Source organism: Thalassospira profundimaris, from assembly GCF_003326795.1.
Taxonomy (GTDB): Bacteria; Pseudomonadota; Alphaproteobacteria; order Rhodospirillales; family Thalassospiraceae; genus Thalassospira; species Thalassospira profundimaris_C.
In genome coordinates this window covers 303,801-320,565 of the sequence record NZ_JPWI01000003.1, presented here as the reverse complement: position 1 = coordinate 320,565, position 16,765 = coordinate 303,801, and the positions used below count along the sequence as shown (strand labels likewise).

At 53.1% G+C, this 16,765-nt stretch carries 16 protein-coding genes and 1 tRNA gene; 3 read left to right on the top strand and 14 right to left on the bottom strand.

The window, feature by feature from the left end; translation table 11 throughout:
- Window positions 1-15: 15 nt before the first annotated feature.
- The 11 genes from TH30_RS07640 to ccsA form a co-directional block, all read right to left on the bottom strand.
- A complete protein-coding gene (locus TH30_RS07640) occupies window positions 16-840 on the bottom strand; it encodes an inositol monophosphatase family protein (protein WP_258548647.1) in 825 nt (274 codons plus the stop codon).
- Between the two features lie 34 nt (window positions 841-874).
- Window positions 875-2,206 (bottom strand): GTPase HflX, encoded by a 1,332-nt coding sequence (hflX, locus tag TH30_RS07635; RefSeq protein WP_404969461.1) that lies wholly within the window; start codon window positions 2,204-2,206, stop codon window positions 875-877.
- Between the two features lie 7 nt (window positions 2,207-2,213).
- Window positions 2,214-2,471, bottom strand: a complete 258-nt coding sequence (gene hfq / locus TH30_RS07630; protein ID WP_007089557.1) for an RNA chaperone Hfq — start codon at window positions 2,469-2,471, stop codon at window positions 2,214-2,216.
- Between the two features lie 122 nt (window positions 2,472-2,593).
- A complete protein-coding gene (locus TH30_RS07625; RefSeq protein ID WP_114097472.1) occupies window positions 2,594-3,280 on the bottom strand; it encodes an HAD family hydrolase in 687 nt (228 codons plus the stop codon).
- A gap of 62 nt (window positions 3,281-3,342) precedes the next feature.
- A complete protein-coding gene (gene trkA, locus TH30_RS07620; protein ID WP_114097471.1) occupies window positions 3,343-4,722 on the bottom strand; it encodes a Trk system potassium transporter TrkA in 1,380 nt (459 codons plus the stop codon).
- A 45-nt stretch (window positions 4,723-4,767) separates the two neighbouring features.
- Window positions 4,768-6,141 (bottom strand): nitrogen assimilation response regulator NtrX, encoded by a 1,374-nt coding sequence (ntrX, locus tag TH30_RS07615; protein ID WP_114097470.1) that lies wholly within the window; start codon window positions 6,139-6,141, stop codon window positions 4,768-4,770.
- Between the two features lie 48 nt (window positions 6,142-6,189).
- Window positions 6,190-8,466, bottom strand: coding sequence for a sensor histidine kinase NtrY-like (locus TH30_RS07610; protein ID WP_114097469.1), 2,277 nt, complete (start codon window positions 8,464-8,466; stop codon window positions 6,190-6,192).
- Complete coding sequence (ntrC, locus tag TH30_RS07605) at window positions 8,463-9,911, bottom strand: nitrogen regulation protein NR(I) (protein ID WP_114097468.1); 1,449 nt, start codon at window positions 9,909-9,911, stop codon at window positions 8,463-8,465. The genes TH30_RS07610 and ntrC overlap by 4 nt, the downstream gene beginning before the upstream one ends.
- Window positions 9,908-11,056 carry a two-component system sensor histidine kinase NtrB gene (locus tag TH30_RS07600; RefSeq protein ID WP_114097467.1) on the bottom strand — a complete coding sequence of 383 codons (1,149 nt, stop codon included), beginning with the start codon at window positions 11,054-11,056 and terminating at the stop codon, window positions 9,908-9,910. Before TH30_RS07600 ends, ntrC begins: the two co-directional genes overlap by 4 nt.
- 57 nt (window positions 11,057-11,113) lie before the next feature.
- Window positions 11,114-12,124, bottom strand: a complete 1,011-nt coding sequence (dusB, locus tag TH30_RS07595) for a tRNA dihydrouridine synthase DusB (protein WP_114097466.1) — start codon at window positions 12,122-12,124, stop codon at window positions 11,114-11,116.
- Between the two features lie 257 nt (window positions 12,125-12,381).
- On the bottom strand, window positions 12,382-13,188 hold the full coding sequence (gene ccsA / locus TH30_RS07590) for a cytochrome c biogenesis protein CcsA (protein WP_114097465.1): 807 nt from the start codon (window positions 13,186-13,188) through the stop codon (window positions 12,382-12,384).
- Window positions 13,189-13,309: 121 nt separating this feature from the next.
- Here ccsA and TH30_RS07585 point away from each other — a divergent pair, with 121 nt between their 5' ends.
- Complete coding sequence (locus TH30_RS07585) at window positions 13,310-14,506, top strand: bifunctional 2-C-methyl-D-erythritol 4-phosphate cytidylyltransferase/2-C-methyl-D-erythritol 2,4-cyclodiphosphate synthase (protein ID WP_181850177.1); 1,197 nt, start codon at window positions 13,310-13,312, stop codon at window positions 14,504-14,506.
- A gap of 85 nt (window positions 14,507-14,591) precedes the next feature.
- Here TH30_RS07585 and TH30_RS07580 read toward each other — a convergent pair whose 3' ends face one another.
- Both TH30_RS07580 and cutA read right to left on the bottom strand, forming a co-directional pair.
- Window positions 14,592-15,155, bottom strand: coding sequence for a septation protein A (locus TH30_RS07580; protein ID WP_114097463.1), 564 nt, complete (start codon window positions 15,153-15,155; stop codon window positions 14,592-14,594).
- A 78-nt stretch (window positions 15,156-15,233) separates the two neighbouring features.
- Entirely contained in the window at window positions 15,234-15,575 is a 342-nt protein-coding gene (cutA, locus tag TH30_RS07575) for a divalent-cation tolerance protein CutA (RefSeq protein ID WP_114097462.1), read from the bottom strand.
- 89 nt (window positions 15,576-15,664) lie between these two features.
- Between cutA and TH30_RS07570 the strand changes: the two genes are divergently transcribed.
- Together TH30_RS07570 and TH30_RS07565 are read left to right on the top strand one after the other, a co-directional pair.
- Window positions 15,665-15,910: a hypothetical protein gene (locus tag TH30_RS07570; protein ID WP_114097461.1), complete on the top strand. Its 246-nt coding sequence runs from the start codon at window positions 15,665-15,667 to the stop codon at window positions 15,908-15,910.
- 114 nt (window positions 15,911-16,024) lie between these two features.
- Window positions 16,025-16,597: a histidine phosphatase family protein gene (locus tag TH30_RS07565; protein WP_258548646.1), complete on the top strand. Its 573-nt coding sequence runs from the start codon at window positions 16,025-16,027 to the stop codon at window positions 16,595-16,597.
- 46 nt (window positions 16,598-16,643) lie between these two features.
- Here the strand turns inward: TH30_RS07565 and TH30_RS07560 are convergent.
- A tRNA-Pro gene (locus tag TH30_RS07560) sits at window positions 16,644-16,720 on the bottom strand.
- Window positions 16,721-16,765: the final 45 nt, after the last annotated feature.

Here is a 16,765-nt window from a genome sequence, read left to right as displayed (position 1 = left end):
TTGTCGTTGATAGAGTCAGGAAAATAGCGGCAAAAGGATTTCGTTGATTTCGTGCCACAAATCCTCGGAACTTGCGCAAAGAAGTCCGGGGGCTGTCGCATTGGCGTTATATTCGTTGTCCTTGTCAGACATGATATAGCGCGCAAAACCGCCAGCCTCACGAACAAGCAGCGTACCCGGCGCATGATCCCAGGGCTTTAAGGTGCGATAGGCACAAAAATCATATGCACCGCGCGCCATTTCCTCATACTCCGCGCCACAGCAGGAATAATGGGCAACGTCATCAAAGAAATCGAGATGACCATAATGCTTGCGAATGCGATCACGGGCATAGGAAATCAAAAAGCCCTTTGCATCACGGGCTTTGGTAATGTCTGAACGCACAGAAACCGGCTGACCCTGATAGCAGGTACCGGCCCCCTTTTCGGCGACGGTTGCAGCACCTTCAATCGGATCGACAATCCAGGCTGCGACAGTTTCGCCGCCGTAATACAAACCGACCATGCAGCGGAATGGCTGGCGATGATGGGCAAAGTTTTTGGTGCCGTCGACCGGATCAATAATCCAGAACGGGGCGGTGCCGGCAAAAACCTTGTCCTGCAACTTCGGATCAGCATGTGCTGCTTCTTCGCCCAAGGCCAGACTCCCGGGCAACAGATCGGTTAAACGTGCGGTTAGAACCCGCTCGGCCTCGGTATCTGCTATGGTGACAAGATCAAGCGCGTGGGTTTTGATATCGATATCGGCATCATCAAGCTGACCGAAGCGCGGAGCGATTTCAGTTGCCGATACCTCCCGGATAATTTCGGTAACCTTATCCATATCGACTTTTATCGCCACGCTACTTCTCCCACTGGGTAATCCTGATTACGCACTATATCAGATGCACTTCAAGCCCGGCCTTGGCACACCAGTCTTCGAACCGACCAACACGCGTCGTATCAACGCGTAGCTGGATTGAAATTCCGTCCGCACCTTCACTCCGCTGCAAGACTTCGCCCTGCTCATAAAGACGGGCCAGTGACTTACCGTCCGAATAAGGCACGCACAGCTCAAACACCGGCATGTCCTCGGTCAGACGATCCTCGATCAATTCAAGCAGTGCATCACAATTGCGGCCTTTTACCGCCGAAATCGCAATGGTGTTGTCATGACGGGATGCATATTCCAGCACGGCCTGAAAGTCTTCACCTTCAAGAAGATCGATCTTGTTAAGCGCCTCGACCAGTTCTTCGCCATCAATTGCCTTTTGAAGACCAAGCGCCTTGAGAACTTCAAGCACGTCAAGCTTCTGTGCCTCGGTCTCGGGCGATGATGCATCACGCACATGAACGATCAGGTCTGCTTCAAGAACTTCTTCAAGTGTCGCACGGAACGCCGCGACAAGATCGTGCGGCAAATCCGAAACGAACCCCACCGTATCAGACAGAATAACCTTTCGACCGCTTGGCAGGATCAAACCACGCATGGTCGGATCAAGCGTCGCGAACAGCATATCCTCGGCAAAAACCTCGGACACCGTCAGGTGGTTAAACAGAGTCGATTTTCCGGCGTTGGTATAACCGACAAGGGCCACAATCGGATAAGGCACCCGGCGGCGAGCTTCGCGGTGAAGTTCGCGCGTCCGTTTGACTTCTTCAAGCTCGCGACGCAATTTCGCAAGCTTGTCTCCGATCAGGCGACGGTCAATCTCGATCTGGCGTTCACCGGGACCGGCAAGGAATCCGCGACCACCACGCTGACGTTCAAGGTGCGTCCAGGTCCGCACAAGGCGGGATCGCTGATAGCTGAGCAATGCCAGTTGAACTTGCAAGCGTCCTTCACGGGTGCGCGCACGATCAGCAAAAATTTCAAGGATCAAGCCGGTTCGATCAATAACCTTGCATTTCCATTCACGTTCCAGGTTACGCTGCTGGATCGGGGAAAGCTGGCCATTGATCATGACAATATCGGCCTCTTCGGCCTTGATTTGCAAACCAAGCCGCTCAACGACACCAGTCCCGAAAAGGGTTGCCGGGCGTGTTTTTGCAATGGGCACGATATCCGCGCCCACCACGTCAAATTCCAATGCGCCAGTCAAACTGACCGCTTCATCCAGACGCGAAGACGCGTCGCGCCAGGACGCTTTCTGGTCCGCGCGTTTTAGATCCGGATGGAAAACTAGGACCCGGGGGGTATCGGGCGCATCGCCGCCCCCCGAAGTCAGAGATTCGTCAGCTATTTTCTTCGTCCGTCGCAGGCTGGCTCGGATCAAACAGTTTGATCGGGGTCGTCGGCATTACCGTCGAGATCGCGTGTTTGTAAACGAGCTGGGTATGAGCATCGCGCCGCAGCAAAACAGAGAAATTGTCAAACCAGGTGATGATGCCCTGCAATTTGACTCCGTTGACCAGAAACACGGTAACCGGCGTTTTGTTTTTACGGCAATAATTCAGGAATACGTCCTGAACATTTTGTGATTTTTCCGCCATTGGTTAGACCTAGCCTTCTTTTATGAGCGTTTTTTTGGTTTCGGGCGGCCAAGGAAAATGTGGAGCCGTCGACTTTCAGGTCGGTCACGACCCCTGCCCCATTTTTTAATGACCAGTCTGAACTATAAGACTTTCGAGAAGCTTTTTACAACCCTTACAAGCGCCTCGCAATCAGCGAAATGCCAATCAGGGCTAAGAGTCGCAGAATTCTGCGTGTCCCCGTGACCGGTTATTTCATCGCCGATCAGGATTGCAGTGGCTCCGACATTGCGCGCACATTGAATATCAACAACACTATCCCCTACAAACCAGAGATTCTCATATTGCGATGCCGAAGAGTCGCCCATCGCCATATGCACCGGATCGGCAGCCGGTTTGTCATTTGCCGCATCTGTTGCACCAACAATTTTTCCAAAAAAGGGCGTCCATTCAAGGTGCTCGGCTTCCTTGCGCAGAAAGTCACCATTCTTGTTACTGACCACACCGATATAGGTGCCATTATCACGCAACGCACATAAAAGATCATATGCGCCGACAAGTGGCGTCAGTGTTTCGAGATGAATGGACCGGAAATGGCCATAGAAACTGTCCTTGGCGGCTTCCCAGCGATCCTGACCGAACAGAACCGGGAAACTGTCGCGCAGGGAACGGGCTACACGCTGCTTGGTTTCTTCAAGCGTCCAGGTTTCCCTGCCAAAGTCTTCAAAGGTCATATTCAGGGCCGCCTGAATGGTACCCCAACTATCAACAAGGGTATTATCCCAGTCAAAAATGACGGCCTTTGGCGGATGGGGAAATTTGTCAGACATTTGAACTTCCGGTAATGACGGCGCTATCTATTGGTATGAGGATTTGAAAATCCGCTGAGCGATCAGAAATATTCCAACCGGACTGCGAACATCTTTTCGACCTTCTTGATCTGCTCGGATCCGGCAAAGACGACAATGCGGTCATTCGCCTCGATCACCGTATTGGCGCGCGGCATGACCACCTCACCATCACGCAAGATCGCGCCAAACACCACACTGGCCGGCATCGCGATATCCTTGATCGCCTTGCCAACGATTGGGGCGGTTTCAAGTGCTTCGGCCTCAAGAACCTCGCCAAAACCTTCTGACAGGCTGTGAACAGCACGAATACGGCCACGACGCACATGATGCAGGATTGTCGAAACCGTTGTCATACGCGGACTGATGACAACATCGACACCCAGTTCAGAAACCAGCGAATTATAGGTGCTTTTATTGATCAGTGTCAGTGCGCGCGGACAGCCATAACGTTTGGCGAGCAAGGATGACAGAATATTGGTTTCATCATCATTGGTCAGTGCAACAACGGCTTCGGCATTGCCTACATTGGCTTCCTCAAGCAGTTCCGGATCAAGAACGTCGCCACGCAGAACAACACTTTTCTTGGGAAGTTTCTGGGCCACATAACGTGCACGTTCAGGATCAGCTTCGACCAGACGTGTGGTCACACCCGGGAAATTCTTGTTGATCTCTTCGGCCAGGAACAAGGCAATGTTGCCGCCACCAAAGATCACGATACGGCGTGCTTCGGGGTCTTCGTGACCAAAGGCCGACATTGCACGTGACACCTGATCGCTTGACACTGCAAGATAAACAAGATCCCCTGCCAGCATCTGGTCTTCCCCTTTGGGATAAACCGGCTTGTCATCGCGGATCATGCCAAGGATCGAAATATTCAGATCCGGGAAAAGCTGGTGAAGCTGACGCAGCGGCGTGTTGATCACCGGGCAATCTTCGTTGCAGCGCAGGCCAAGAATTTTGACCTTGTCATCGGCAAACGGGATCATGTCAAACGCGCCGGGTGCCTGAAGACGACGCGCAACTGCACGGGCGACTTCCATTTCTGGCGAAATCACCACATCAATCGGAAGTTTTTCACGACCAAACAGGCTTGCCCATTCCGGCTGCAAATATGTCTGGCTGCGAATACGGGCAATCTTGGTCGGCACATTAAACAGGGAATGCGCAACCTGACAGGCCGTCATGTTGACTTCATCGGCAAAAGTCACAGCAATCAGCATGTCGGCCTCGTCGGCACCAGCCTGCTGCAACACATCGGGGTGCGAACCAAACCCGATGATGCCTTTAACTTCGAGCGTGTCTGAAATCTTGCGAACCAGTTCTTCCGACTGGTCGATCACGGTAACATCATTGTTTTCCGCGGCCAGATATTTGGCAATGTGGAAGCCCACCTGCCCGGCGCCGCAAATGATGACCTTCATCTTGTTATCTCCCGTTCACAACTGTCCCAGATGAGAATGGCTTTGTCAGCCGTTCACACCAAGGCTTTTCAGCTTGCGATGCAAGGCTGAACGTTCCATGCCGACAAAACTTGCCGTCTTGGAAATATTTCCCCCAAACCGGTCTATCTGGGTTTGCAGGTATTCTTTTTCAAACATCTCGCGCGCTTCACGCAGCGGCAATGCCATGATTTCACTTGTTTTGTCAAAGCTTAGGGATGTCGGTACATCTGAGAACAACTCGGATGGCAACATCTTGCCACTGATCAAATCCGTCTTGTCATCATCCGGTGCCATGATCATCAATCGTTCGATAACATTGCGCAACTGACGCACATTCCCCGGCCAGTCATAGGCATGCAGTGTTGCCATTGCCTCTGGCGAGAGTTTGCGTTTTGGCAAGCCGGTCGCATCGGCATACCGTTCAAGGAACCGTTCGGCAAGTTCGGGAATATCATCCCGGCGCTGCTGCAACGATGGCACTTCAAGCGGCACCACATTCAGACGATAATACAGATCCTGACGGAAGGTTTGTTCGGCAATACGTTGTTCAAGATCACGCGCGGTGGTCGCAATCACGCGGACATCAACGCTGACTGGCAAAGCACCGCCGACGCGTTCAAAGGTTTGCTCCTGCAGGACACGAACAATTTTCCCCTGTGTTTCCAAGGGCATGTCGGCAACTTCATCAAGCAGCAATGTCCCGCCATGCGCCAGCTCAAGCACCCCCGTGCGGGCTTCGCGATCTGCATTTGCGACCGCGCCAAACAGGGACTCTTCCATGGTTTCGGGGGAAATGTTCGCACAGTTCAGAACCACAAACGGGGCTTCCGCCCTTGCCGATTTCTGATGGATAAGGCGTGCAACAACTTCCTTGCCTGACCCTGCCGGGCCATGAATCAGGATACGACTACCGGTACGTGCAACGCGTTCGGCAGACTGACGAAGGTTATTGATGACCGATGACTTGCCGACAAGCTCTGTATCACCACCAGCCCGTAAGGTCAGCTCGCGGTTTTCGCGGCGCAGACGCGCATCATCAATCGCGCGTTCGACAACCATCAAAAGACGGTCGGTATTGAACGGTTTTTCAATGAAGTCATAGGCGCCGATGCGCGATGCTTCGAGTGCAGTTTCAATGTTCCCGTGGCCGGAAATCATCACCACCGGGACTTCGCTATGTTCGCGTTTGATCAGCTTGAGGGTTTCAATACCGTCGTGGTCACTTTCATCCATCCAGATATCAAGCACCACAAGGCTTGGCCGCCTCGCGGCCACTTCGGACAGAGCTTCCTGGCTCGATCCGGCCTGACGGGTGGTATAGCCTTCGTCTTCCAGAATACCGGAGATTAACGCTCGAATGTCTTGTTCATCATCGACAATCAGAATGTCGTGCGCCATGTCGGAACCAAATCAATCTTTATTCTTGTTACGATTTTGACAACTTAATCAGTTGTCTGAGGAATGAGCGCCCGGCGCCCCTTTTTCAATATCGGCATCAGTCGCTTGCGGGAAAGATAGCGTAATGGTCGCCCCGCTTTCAACGCCGTCAGAGAGTATAAGCTCTCCACCATGGTCTTCCATGATTTTCTTGACGATCGCCAAACCAAGACCGGTTCCCTTGGAACGGGTCGTCACATATGGCTCGGTCAACCGTTCGCGATGTTCCGCCGGAAGCCCCTTACCGTTATCAGAAACCGCTACAAATACACGTTGATTGTTTGGTGACATCGAGATCGAAATCTCGATACGCCCGCGCGGCAATTCACCTTCTTGCGGCTTTTCACGACCTTCGATGGCCTCGGCGGCATTCTTAAGGGTGTTGATCAGGCACTGATTGACCTGATGGGCGTCACAGGAAATTTTTAGATCCTCAATCCCGGTGCGATCAAAATCATAAGAAATCTCGCTATGCGCTTGTTTTTGAAGAAAAACAGCGCTTTTGACAAGATCACTCAGATTTTCCATCTTCATCTTGGGGGATGGCATCCGCGCAAAGCTTGAGAACTCGTCAACCATGCGTCCGATATCTGAAACCTGCCGGATAATGGTATCGGTACAGATCTGGAAGACTTCCTGATCATCCTTGATCTGTTTCAGATAGCGTCGCTTAAGACGTTCTGCAGAAAGCTGGATCGGTGTCAGCGGGTTCTTGATTTCGTGCGCGATACGGCGCGCAACGTCAGCCCAGGCGGCCATACGCTGTGCAGTTTGAAGCTCGGTCACATCGTCAAAGGTTACGACATAGCCAAACACCGTCCCGTCATCTGCCCATTCGGCAGTGACCCGTGCAAGCAAGGTGAGATTAACGCCATCTCGACGAATTTCGATCTGCCGTGGCTTGCTGCGGTCACCATCGCGGTTGAAATCGTCAAACAGTGGCGCGAATTCTGGAATAACCTCGGTCAGTGCGAGCCCGAGATACCCGTCAAGATCAACTGCCAGCAGATCGGAGGCGCTTCGGTTCGGCAGATCAATCTTTCGATCCGGATCAAGGCCGATAACGCCCGCAGTTACCCCACCCAGAATGGCTTCGGTAAAGCGGCGGCGTTCATCGTTCAGGCGGTTTGCCGCAATCAGCTCGTTGCGCTGGGTTTCAAGCTGCGCCGTCATGCGGTTAAAGGCGCGGCTCAGAGCTTCAAGCTCGTCGCCCTGCCCGTCAAGCGGCACCCGGAATGACAGATCACCGTCACGAACACGTTCAGCACCGGTAATCAGCTCGGACACCGGCTGAACAAGGCGCGTTGCAACCATCAAACCAAGTGTGACTGCCGCCAGAAGCAAAACAACAGAAATCAGCACAAAGATCATGACAAAGGTGATAACGATGCCCGAACGTTCACCTTCAAGACTTTCATAGGCGTCGACAGCGCGCCGTGCCTTATCAATACGATCAAGCACATTCGGATCAACAAACCGCCCGACCAGCAGAAACGCATCAATAAAGCTCGGAATCTTTGCCAGTGCGCGAATGCGGTTGTCGCTATTCCCGATCATCAGAACCACATCCTTTTCACGCGCCTCGTCAAAGACTTCGGCTGGAATGGATGCCTGAGCTGTATCGTAGGAGAAGCTGTATTCAGACTGGGCAATGATCTGACCGGAACCATCGATCATCATGACTTCCGGCAGGCCACGGGCAAGTGCCTGATCGGTCAGCATGTCTGAAATACGTTCCGGATTGGTGGAAAAATTAACCCCAAACCGCTGCAAGTCTGCAGTCGTTGCCAGAACGTCGGCACGGATCAGTTCCTGATGCTCCTTAAGGTAGGCGTCAGCAATGACCATGCTTTCTTCGACTGCAGTACGAATGCGGTCGCTAAACCAGCCCTGAATACCGAAATGCAGGAAAAGTGCGGAAAATACCGCAACAACAATCGCCGGTGTAACGGCGACCAGCGAAAACATCAAAACCATGCGGGTGTGAAGTTTCGCCCCGGCGACACCGCGACGACGCTCGACCCAAATCTGAACAAGCTTGCGGGCCACCAGTGTGGCCAAAAGCAACACCAGAACCAGATCAATGTTCAGCAACAAAAGGATCAGGCGCGGATCTGGCCGGAACGGGGCCGTCCCTGTCATCGCCAGATAGGTCGCAGTTACCGAAATCAGGGCGGCAGAGACCAGACTAAACGCAAAGCGCCGCGACTGGCCTAACCGCCCAAGAAACCTTACGAAGCCCGACCTCAACAAGCGGTTGGAGATCGAACCGTCCGTATTGTTCATTTCGTGCCCCTGACGACTTCCAGTCCTAGATCACGGATCTTTTTACGAAGCGTATTCCGGTTCAGGCCAAGCACCTCGGCGGCCTTCACCTGATTGCCACGCGTTGCTTCAAGCGTCACGTTCAAAAGCGGGCGCTCCATTTCGCGCAGGATGCGATCATAAAGGCCGTTTGACGGCAAATCTTCTTCGTGGGCATCGAAATATTCACGTACATGACGTTCAATCGATTCCGACAGAGATTGCGGTTCCGCACTTGGTGCGGCTTCGCTGATATTGTTTTCGGAAAACTCGGTCTCGATGACATCGACACCGATCACATCATGCGAATACAGCGCCGTCAGGCGGCGCACCATGTTCTCAAGCTCACGAATGTTCCCGGGCCAGCGATGCGCTTTCAGTCGGCCCATTGCTTCGGCCGACAATGTTTTGCGCGGGAGGCCCTCTTCACTCGCCTGCATCAAGAAGTGATTGACCAGTTCCGGAATGTCTTCAAGACGTTCACGCAAGGACGGCAACCGGATCGGCACAACATTGAGGCGATAGAACAAATCTTCACGGAAGGTGCCTTCGCGGATCAGCTTGCGCAGATCACGGTGGGTTGCGGCCACAATACGGACATTGACACGGATCGGCGTGCGACCACCGACACGAGTATATTCACCTTCCTGAAGAACGCGCAGCAAGCGGGTTTGCGCTTCTAGTGGCATGTCACCGATTTCATCAAGGAACAGCGTACCGCCTTCGGCCTGTTCAAACCGGCCGACCTTGCGTTCATTGGCACCGGTAAAGGCACCTTTTTCGTGACCGAAAAGCTCGCTTTCGATCAGTTCGCGCGGAATTGCCGCCATATTGATCGCGACAAATGGTCCGTGACGGCGCCCGCCATATTCATGAAGGGCACGCGCCACCAGTTCCTTACCCGTACCGCTTTCGCCGGTCACCATCACCGTCAGGTCGGTATTCATCAGACGGGCGAGCGCACGGTAGATTTCCTGCATCGCGGCAGAACGGCCGATCAAAGGCAGGCGATCATCGCCCTCTTCATCACCGGATTTACCCGTCTGGCTTTCCTGCGGCGTCTCAAGTGCACGATCAACAATCGCCATCAACTCATTCAAATCAAACGGTTTTGGCAGGTATTCGAACGCACCGCGCTGGGCTGCCTTTACGGCGGTCATCAGGGTGTTTTGCGCACTCATGACAATGACACGAAGGTCCGGGCGCAATTTGCGAATGCGCGGCACCATATCAAGACCGTTCTCGTCAGGCATCATGACATCGGTAATCACAAGATCGCCGTCCCCATCGGCAATCCAGTCCCAAAGCGTACGACCGTGTCCGGTACTGCGAACCTCGTGACCCTGACGCGACAATGCCTGTGTCAAAACGGTACGGATGGCGCGGTCGTCGTCAGCGACCAGAATTCTTGCAGGGCTCGTGCTCATGCGGTGTGTTCCCTGTTATTGATTATTATCGGTTGTTCACTGGCCCCCTCGGCCAGCGCACGATTGTAGATTGGCAGCATGATCTGAAATTCTGCACCGCCCCCCGGCACATCTTTCACTTCGATCACCCCACCATGGTCGTTGATAATTTTTGCCACCAGCGCAAGGCCAAGGCCAGAACCGGTCGGCTTGGTCGTTACAAACGGATCAAACAGGCTTTCACGCATATCCTGCGGGATACCGGGACCATTATCGCGTACCGAGACCACCAGCGGCAAATGAACACGCGCGTCACCACCGGCAACGGCCAGACGAATACCATGCTGATAGCGCGTTGAAATAATGATCTTGCCGTCCTGCGGATCAACAGCCTCGCCTGCATTCTTGACCAGATTGAGAAATACCTGGATCAGCTGGTCGCGGTTTCCGAAGACCGGCGGCAAGGACGGGTCATAAACTTCTTCGAACACCAGATTTTTACCAAAGCCGTTCTCGGCAAGGCGACGAACATGTTCAAGCACGGTATGAATATTGACCGCACCACGTTCCATCGGCTTGTCAGAGAAAATCTCCATCCGGTCGACCAGTTCGACAATGCGGTCTGCTTCGTCACAGATCAGACGGGTCAGAACCCGGTCATCTTCGTTACTGGTCTGTTCAAGCAATTGCGCAGCCCCCCGGATCCCGGAAAGCGGATTCTTGATTTCATGGGCAAGAATGGCCGCCATCGCGCTAACAGAACGGGCGGAATTGCGGCTAAGAAGCTGATTGTCGATTTTTTGCGCGATGGAACGAGGTTCAAAGGTCAGGACAGCGCAATCACTTTCATCAGGCATCGACCCAACGGTCAGGTTGACCGTATGTTTGCCAATCTTCGGGCTTTCAATCAGAAGATTGTGGTCCGCGACCAGCGTTGCCTCGTCAATTGCCTGTTTGATCAGTGAAAAAACAGGACTGTCCGAGGGGATGAAATCGCTCAGATCGCTGCGGCACAGGACACTTGCACTGGTGTTGAACAATTGTTCTGTCGCCTGATTGACGAACCGTATTTTCCCGTCGCGGTTTGCAACGACGACTGCACTGGCTATCGCGTTAAGTACCCCGGTCGGGTCAACCCCGTTGCCTTTTCCAAATCCCAGTCTCATTCAATTCTTCCCCGACGATCTAAGTTTGTATGTCGCCATATTATTGTTATGAAGCGATCAGGCAGCTTGCTGATCATATTTGATCTGGTTTTCAACCAATGGCTCGTAAAACGCCTTGATCTGATCCTTTACTTCGACTGGATCATCCAACACGTTGACAATACGGCGAAATTCAGTCGCATTGCGCAGACTATTACAATACCAGGACAGATGTTTGCGAGCGATCCGGACACCCTGACGTCCATGATGATCAATCATCGCATCATAGTGACGCAGGATGGTCTTCAACTGGATTTCAAGGCTGGGCGCAGCAAGTTTTTCGCCGGTTTTGAGATAATGTGACACCTGTGCCAGGAACCAGGGGCGGCCATACGCCCCACGTCCGACCATTACACCATCAGCCCCCGAACGACGCAAAAGTTCTGCGGCATCCTCTTCGCTGGTGACATCACCATTGCCAATTACAGGGATCGCGACAGCTTCCTTGACCAGAGAAATCGCATCCCAGTCCGCCTGCCCCTTGTAAAACTGGCAACGGGTGCGTCCATGTATCGTCAGCATCTTGATGCCGAGATCTTCGGCGATTTTTGCAAGGGTCGGCGCATTGCGGTTGTCATCATCCCAGCCAAGACGCATTTTCAGGGTGACCGGAACCGAAACAGCATCAACGGTCGCCTTGATAATATCGGCAGCAAGTTTTTCATCTCGCATCAGGGCCGAACCGGCATACCCCTTGGTCACCTTTTTGGCCGGGCAGCCCATATTGATGTCAATGATCATCGCGCCACGGGCTTCATTCATTCTGGCGGCTTCGGCCATTTCATCGGGTTCGGTCCCGGCAAGCTGGACAGAAAGCGGGCTTTCGGCAGTGCAGTCGCCATGCATCTTGCGCACTTCTTTTTCATGACGCTGGATACGGGTCATGGCATCTGATGCTATCATTTCAGACACAACAAGATGGCCGCCGAACTGGCGGACTTGCTGACGAAATGGAAGGTCAGTCACACCTGACATTGGTGCCAGAATGACATTCTCTGGCACATGTACAGAACCGATCTGCAATGACATGAAGGTAATCCGATTGCCTAAAACTTGGGCAGATTAATAAAACTGGCCCCGAGTTGCAACAACTCTAAGCGTAATATGGAAAATATCGTGACAGTAAAGCCTGAGAGGCCCTGTAAATATGCTGCCACCCGCTGATATTCAGCAAGAAAACGCCCGCATCCAGAATGCTTGTGCGCCGCACTGTGACTAGCAATTACGCACCTGGCCCCCGGAGATCGTCAATCAGTGATTATTTGAACGGCAATCCAGGAACAGCGTTAGCCAACGAGATACCCACTCACCAGTCGCACACCGGGAAACGCCAGGGTCAAAAGCAACCAGGTCCCCAGAACGAACCGAACAGCCATGCGTCCACGCAGGGTCGATTTTTCATGAATGAAGATCAGGGTACAGATGGTCACAAACCCAAGCAGGGTCAAAAGCATCTTGTGATCGATTGCCCAAAGACTGCTACCTTCTACGTATCGAAGGGCAAAACCCGAGACAATCCCGATGATCAGAACCCAGGCTGACCATTTCAGGAAACCCACCAGCATGAACTCGCTATCGCGAAGCGGCGGCAAACGCCGGCTCCAGCGGGTTGGTTTGCGGTGCTTGAGAGCGTGTTCCTGAACGACATAGGCCATGGCAGCAATCGCAGCCAGCGTGACCAGCGCATAGGTCACAAGCGAACTGCCGATGTGGGCCCAAAGCCAGCCTGAATAGAGCGCAGGCCCGGTAACGGTTGGCGATACATGCTGATCAAACAGACTAAAGACAGCGGCCAAACCGGCAAACAGCAGAAGATAACCACCGATATAACCGGCAAGACGCCAGACCTGATGCGGTCCCTTGCAAATGACCAGTCCGCCAAAAATCATGATTACGGTCAGCTCTGACCAGTGCAAAGCCGCGGCGAAACCGCGCGACTGAACCTCTTCACCGGTCAGACCAAGAACCACCATCGTGCCAATTGCCGCCAGACAGATCGATCCATGCAGCCATATGTCACGCTTCGGCTCGGCGCGCATGATCTGCGCGGTAAGCGGCAACAAGGCCAGAATATGAATATATGCAGCAAGCATGTGATGGTCCGTTTCTGTCGTAAGGCGCAGATTAACCCTGAAAAACCAAATGGCGACTTGGCAAAGGCTTCGCAGAAAGATAGCCTGCGGCGCAATTCAGACAAGCCATGGCATCATGTTTATGACCAAAAAAATCGGGGTTGTCATCGTTGCTGCTGGCAGCGGTAGCAGATTTGGCGACCCAATACCAAAACAATATCACACGCTTGGCGGCAAAACCGTGCTTGGCCACAGTATTGAATGCTTTGCCCGCCACACCTCGTTTGATCTTGTACAGGTGGTTTATAATCCGTCACACCAAGTCTGGTATGACACCGCTATCGCCAATATTGATGCCCCGTCCCTGCCTGCACCGGTCAATGGCGGCATAACCCGGCAACAATCCGTCCTAAACGGCCTGCGCGCCCTGTGCCCGCAGAAGCCCGATATTGTTCTGATCCATGATGCGGCGCGTCCGGGTATCTCTGATGAGGTCATTGAACGTGTCGTCGCAGCCCTTGAGACAAAAGCTGGTGCGATTCCGACACTTGCGGTCACGGATACAATCAAACAGACAACAAGCGATGGTGTCATTACGCAAACCATCCCGCGCGAAAGCCTGCAACGGGCACAAACGCCGCAAGGGTTCGCCTTTGACACAATTCTGATGGCACATCAGAAATATGAAGGTCAGGAATTCACCGATGATGCCGCCCTGCTGGAAGCCATGGGCATTGATGTCATCTGTGTTGAAGGAACCAGCTCAAACGACAAAATTACACGGCGCGATGATTTTGACCGCGCCCAGGACTGGGTTAACTGCACAAACAAGGACACCCCCGCGATGCAGCAGGAAGAATACCGCGCCGGAACCGGCTTTGACGTTCACCGTTTCGCACCGGGCGATCATTGCATTCTCTGCGGGGTCAAGGTTCCCCATACCGCACGCCTTGAAGGTCACTCCGACGCTGATGTTGGCCTGCACACGCTGACCGACGCCATTCTCGGGGCAATTGGTGCCGGTGATATCGGTCAGCACTTCCCGCCGAGTGATATGCAGTGGAAAGGTGCTGCGTCTGATATTTTCCTGAAGCATGCTGCTGATCTGGTGCGCAAGCGGGGCGGCCGTATCGTCAATGCCGATGTGACCCTTATTTGCGAACGTCCGAAGATCGGGCCGCACACCATGGCCATGCGAGAAAAAGTTGCGGAAATTCTTGAAATCGAGGTCGATCGCGTGAATGTCAAAGCCACCACGACCGAACGCCTTGGCTTTACCGGCCGCGAAGAAGGCATTGCCGCGCAAGCAGCAGTCAGCATTGCGCTACCAATCAAGTAAGTAACCTGAAAGCCAAGAACCAAAGACAAAGGGCAGGATTTTCATCCTGCCCTTTGTCTTTTGAGTATCCGAATTCTTCCCGGCCTTAAGAAGCCGCTGAACCGCCCTCTTCCTCGGGAAGCTGATGCTTCATAAGGACGGGTACCTGTGCCATTCCAAACACCATGGTAATCGGCATGATCCCCCACACTTTGAAGGCCACCCAGGTATCTGTCGAAAAATTCCGCCAGACAATTTCATTCACCAGGGCAAGAAAGACAAAGAAGAACGCCCAGCGCCATGTCAGGATACGCCACCCCTCGTCAGTGGCCTTGAACGCACTTTCCAGAACAAGCTTGAGAAACAGCTTACGTGCCATCAGGCCACCAAACAGGATCGCTGCAAACAGCAGGTTCACAATGGTCGGCTTGATCTTGATAAACAGTTCATCGTCAAGATAAAGCGTCAGACCACCAAACACGATAACGAACGCGCCGCCAATCAGCGGCATGACCGGAATGGTGCGGGCAACCATATAGGACGTAACCAGGGCAATAACAGTCGCCGCCACGAACACCGCCGTTGCGGTCATCAGGTTTGTCGTCGCGTTAACAGCAAAAAACAGGATCAACGGCCCCATTTCCAAGGCCATTTTGGTAAGCTGGTTCATTAAATCACTTCACTCAACAGATTAAATTTGCGCCATCCTAGGGGGCAAGAACGTGTGATGCAATCATATCAAGCGTGATCACGATCCCAACTGCCCCTGAAGCCATGACACATAGCCGTTGCTCCCCCGGCCCAACGGAATTTCAAGGATACATGGCACGTCATAGGGATGATGATCCTCGACCCATTTTGCCAGATCAATTGCCGTATGACGCGCGGTCTTAAGGATGACGACCAGTTCGGTTTGTTCTTCGACGTCGTCATTCCATTCATAAATGGCTGTCATCTGTGGCAAAATATTCGCACAGGCAGCAAGTTTTTCACGAATGGCACCGCCAGCGATCACGCGTGCTATTTCCATGTCCGGAACAGTGACATAGAGAAATGACATTTCACTGTTCTGAAACCGGTCTTCTGTCATTGAGATTGCTCCATGGTTGATAATCCGTCACACTGAAACCAGACAATGTTTGTGACACCAATCATATCATAACGGTGCGGGGAGTACCGATGACGGGGAAAAAACATTCGAAACCCACTGATGTTCAGCTTGAATGGCTACGTCGCGGCTTGAGCCAACCTGGTGGTAAATTGCCTCTATTTGATGGCAACGGCAAACAAATCAGTGAAAAAACTGTCCGGAGCTGCATTGATCACGGCTGGGCCGCACCATGGTTTGACAACCCGGTCAAGCCGGACTGGCTGATTTGCAAACTGACGGATGAAGGACGCCGCGTGGCCAGTTCAATCTCCTAGAGCTTGTCCGACCTAAATAATTTGAATTGCTTCATCGGTGCTGGCCTTATGATCCGATCGGCAGAATTCAGGGTATCAAGAACATATCCCTGAACACAAAACAGCTGCCAAACCATGCCCCTTCTCAGAACTTTTTCGATCATTGCAGCGACCCTGATCTGCAGCATCACTTCGTTTCCGGCCCATGCGTCAGCAGGCAACGCATGGGAGATCTGGAAACAGGGAGATACGCATGCCCTGATGCGTCACGCGATTGCACCGGGCACCGGGGATCCGGAAAATTTCACACTTGATGATTGCAGCACCCAACGAAATCTTGACGATCTAGGGCGAAATCAGGCCCGCCGCACCGGTGATCGTATTCGGGAAATGGGCATTGAGATCAATCTGGTGCTGAGTAGTCAGTGGTGCCGTTGCATCGATACGGCCAGCCTGCTTGCACTTGGTCCTGTTCGTCCGGAGCCATCGTTAAACTCGTTCTTTGCCGATCGCAGCACAGAACAGCAACAAACCCGACAAATAGCAGACCTTCTTGCAACACTTCCGTCAGGCACCAAGGCAATGCTGGTAACCCATCAGGTCAATATCACGGCCCTTACCGGTATCTATCCCAAATCCGGTGAAATCATCCTGATCAGGGTCACCAAAACCGGGGACATAGAAATACTTGCCCGCCTGATGCCATAAGGCCAGACAGGTCGTAATCAAACAATGAATTCATTTGGGAAGATATTGGTCGGAGCGAGAGGATTCGAACCTCCGACCCCCTGCACCCCATGCAGGTGCGCTACCAGGCTGCGCCACGCTCCGACCGTATAGATGCGCTCTTTGGCGCGGCTCGATAAATAGCGGCGC

Bases quoted from the DNA above. Each gene is read 5' to 3' on its own strand.
- hfq (WP_007089557.1), bottom strand. From the start codon at position 2,471: ATGGCGGAAAAATCACAAAATGTTCAGGACGTATTCCTGAATTATTGC.
- TH30_RS07625 (WP_114097472.1), bottom strand. From the start codon at position 3,280: ATGTCTGACAAATTTCCCCATCCGCCAAAGGCCGTCATTTTTGACTGG.
- trkA (WP_114097471.1), bottom strand. From the start codon at position 4,722: ATGAAGGTCATCATTTGCGGCGCCGGGCAGGTGGGCTTCCACATTGCC.
- ntrX (WP_114097470.1), bottom strand. From the start codon at position 6,141: ATGGCGCACGACATTCTGATTGTCGATGATGAACAAGACATTCGAGCG.
- TH30_RS07610 (WP_114097469.1), bottom strand. From the start codon at position 8,466: ATGAACAATACGGACGGTTCGATCTCCAACCGCTTGTTGAGGTCGGGC.
- ntrC (WP_114097468.1), bottom strand. From the start codon at position 9,911: ATGAGCACGAGCCCTGCAAGAATTCTGGTCGCTGACGACGACCGCGCC.
- TH30_RS07600 (WP_114097467.1), bottom strand. From the start codon at position 11,056: ATGAGACTGGGATTTGGAAAAGGCAACGGGGTTGACCCGACCGGGGTA.
- dusB (WP_114097466.1), bottom strand. From the start codon at position 12,124: ATGTCATTGCAGATCGGTTCTGTACATGTGCCAGAGAATGTCATTCTG.
- ccsA (WP_114097465.1), bottom strand. From the start codon at position 13,188: ATGCTTGCTGCATATATTCATATTCTGGCCTTGTTGCCGCTTACCGCG.
- TH30_RS07585 (WP_181850177.1), top strand. From the start codon at position 13,310: ATGACCAAAAAAATCGGGGTTGTCATCGTTGCTGCTGGCAGCGGTAGC.
- TH30_RS07580 (WP_114097463.1), bottom strand. From the start codon at position 15,155: ATGAACCAGCTTACCAAAATGGCCTTGGAAATGGGGCCGTTGATCCTG.
- cutA (WP_114097462.1), bottom strand. From the start codon at position 15,575: ATGACAGAAGACCGGTTTCAGAACAGTGAAATGTCATTTCTCTATGTC.
- TH30_RS07570 (WP_114097461.1), top strand. From the start codon at position 15,665: ATGACGGGGAAAAAACATTCGAAACCCACTGATGTTCAGCTTGAATGG.
- TH30_RS07565 (WP_258548646.1), top strand. From the start codon at position 16,025: ATGCCCCTTCTCAGAACTTTTTCGATCATTGCAGCGACCCTGATCTGC.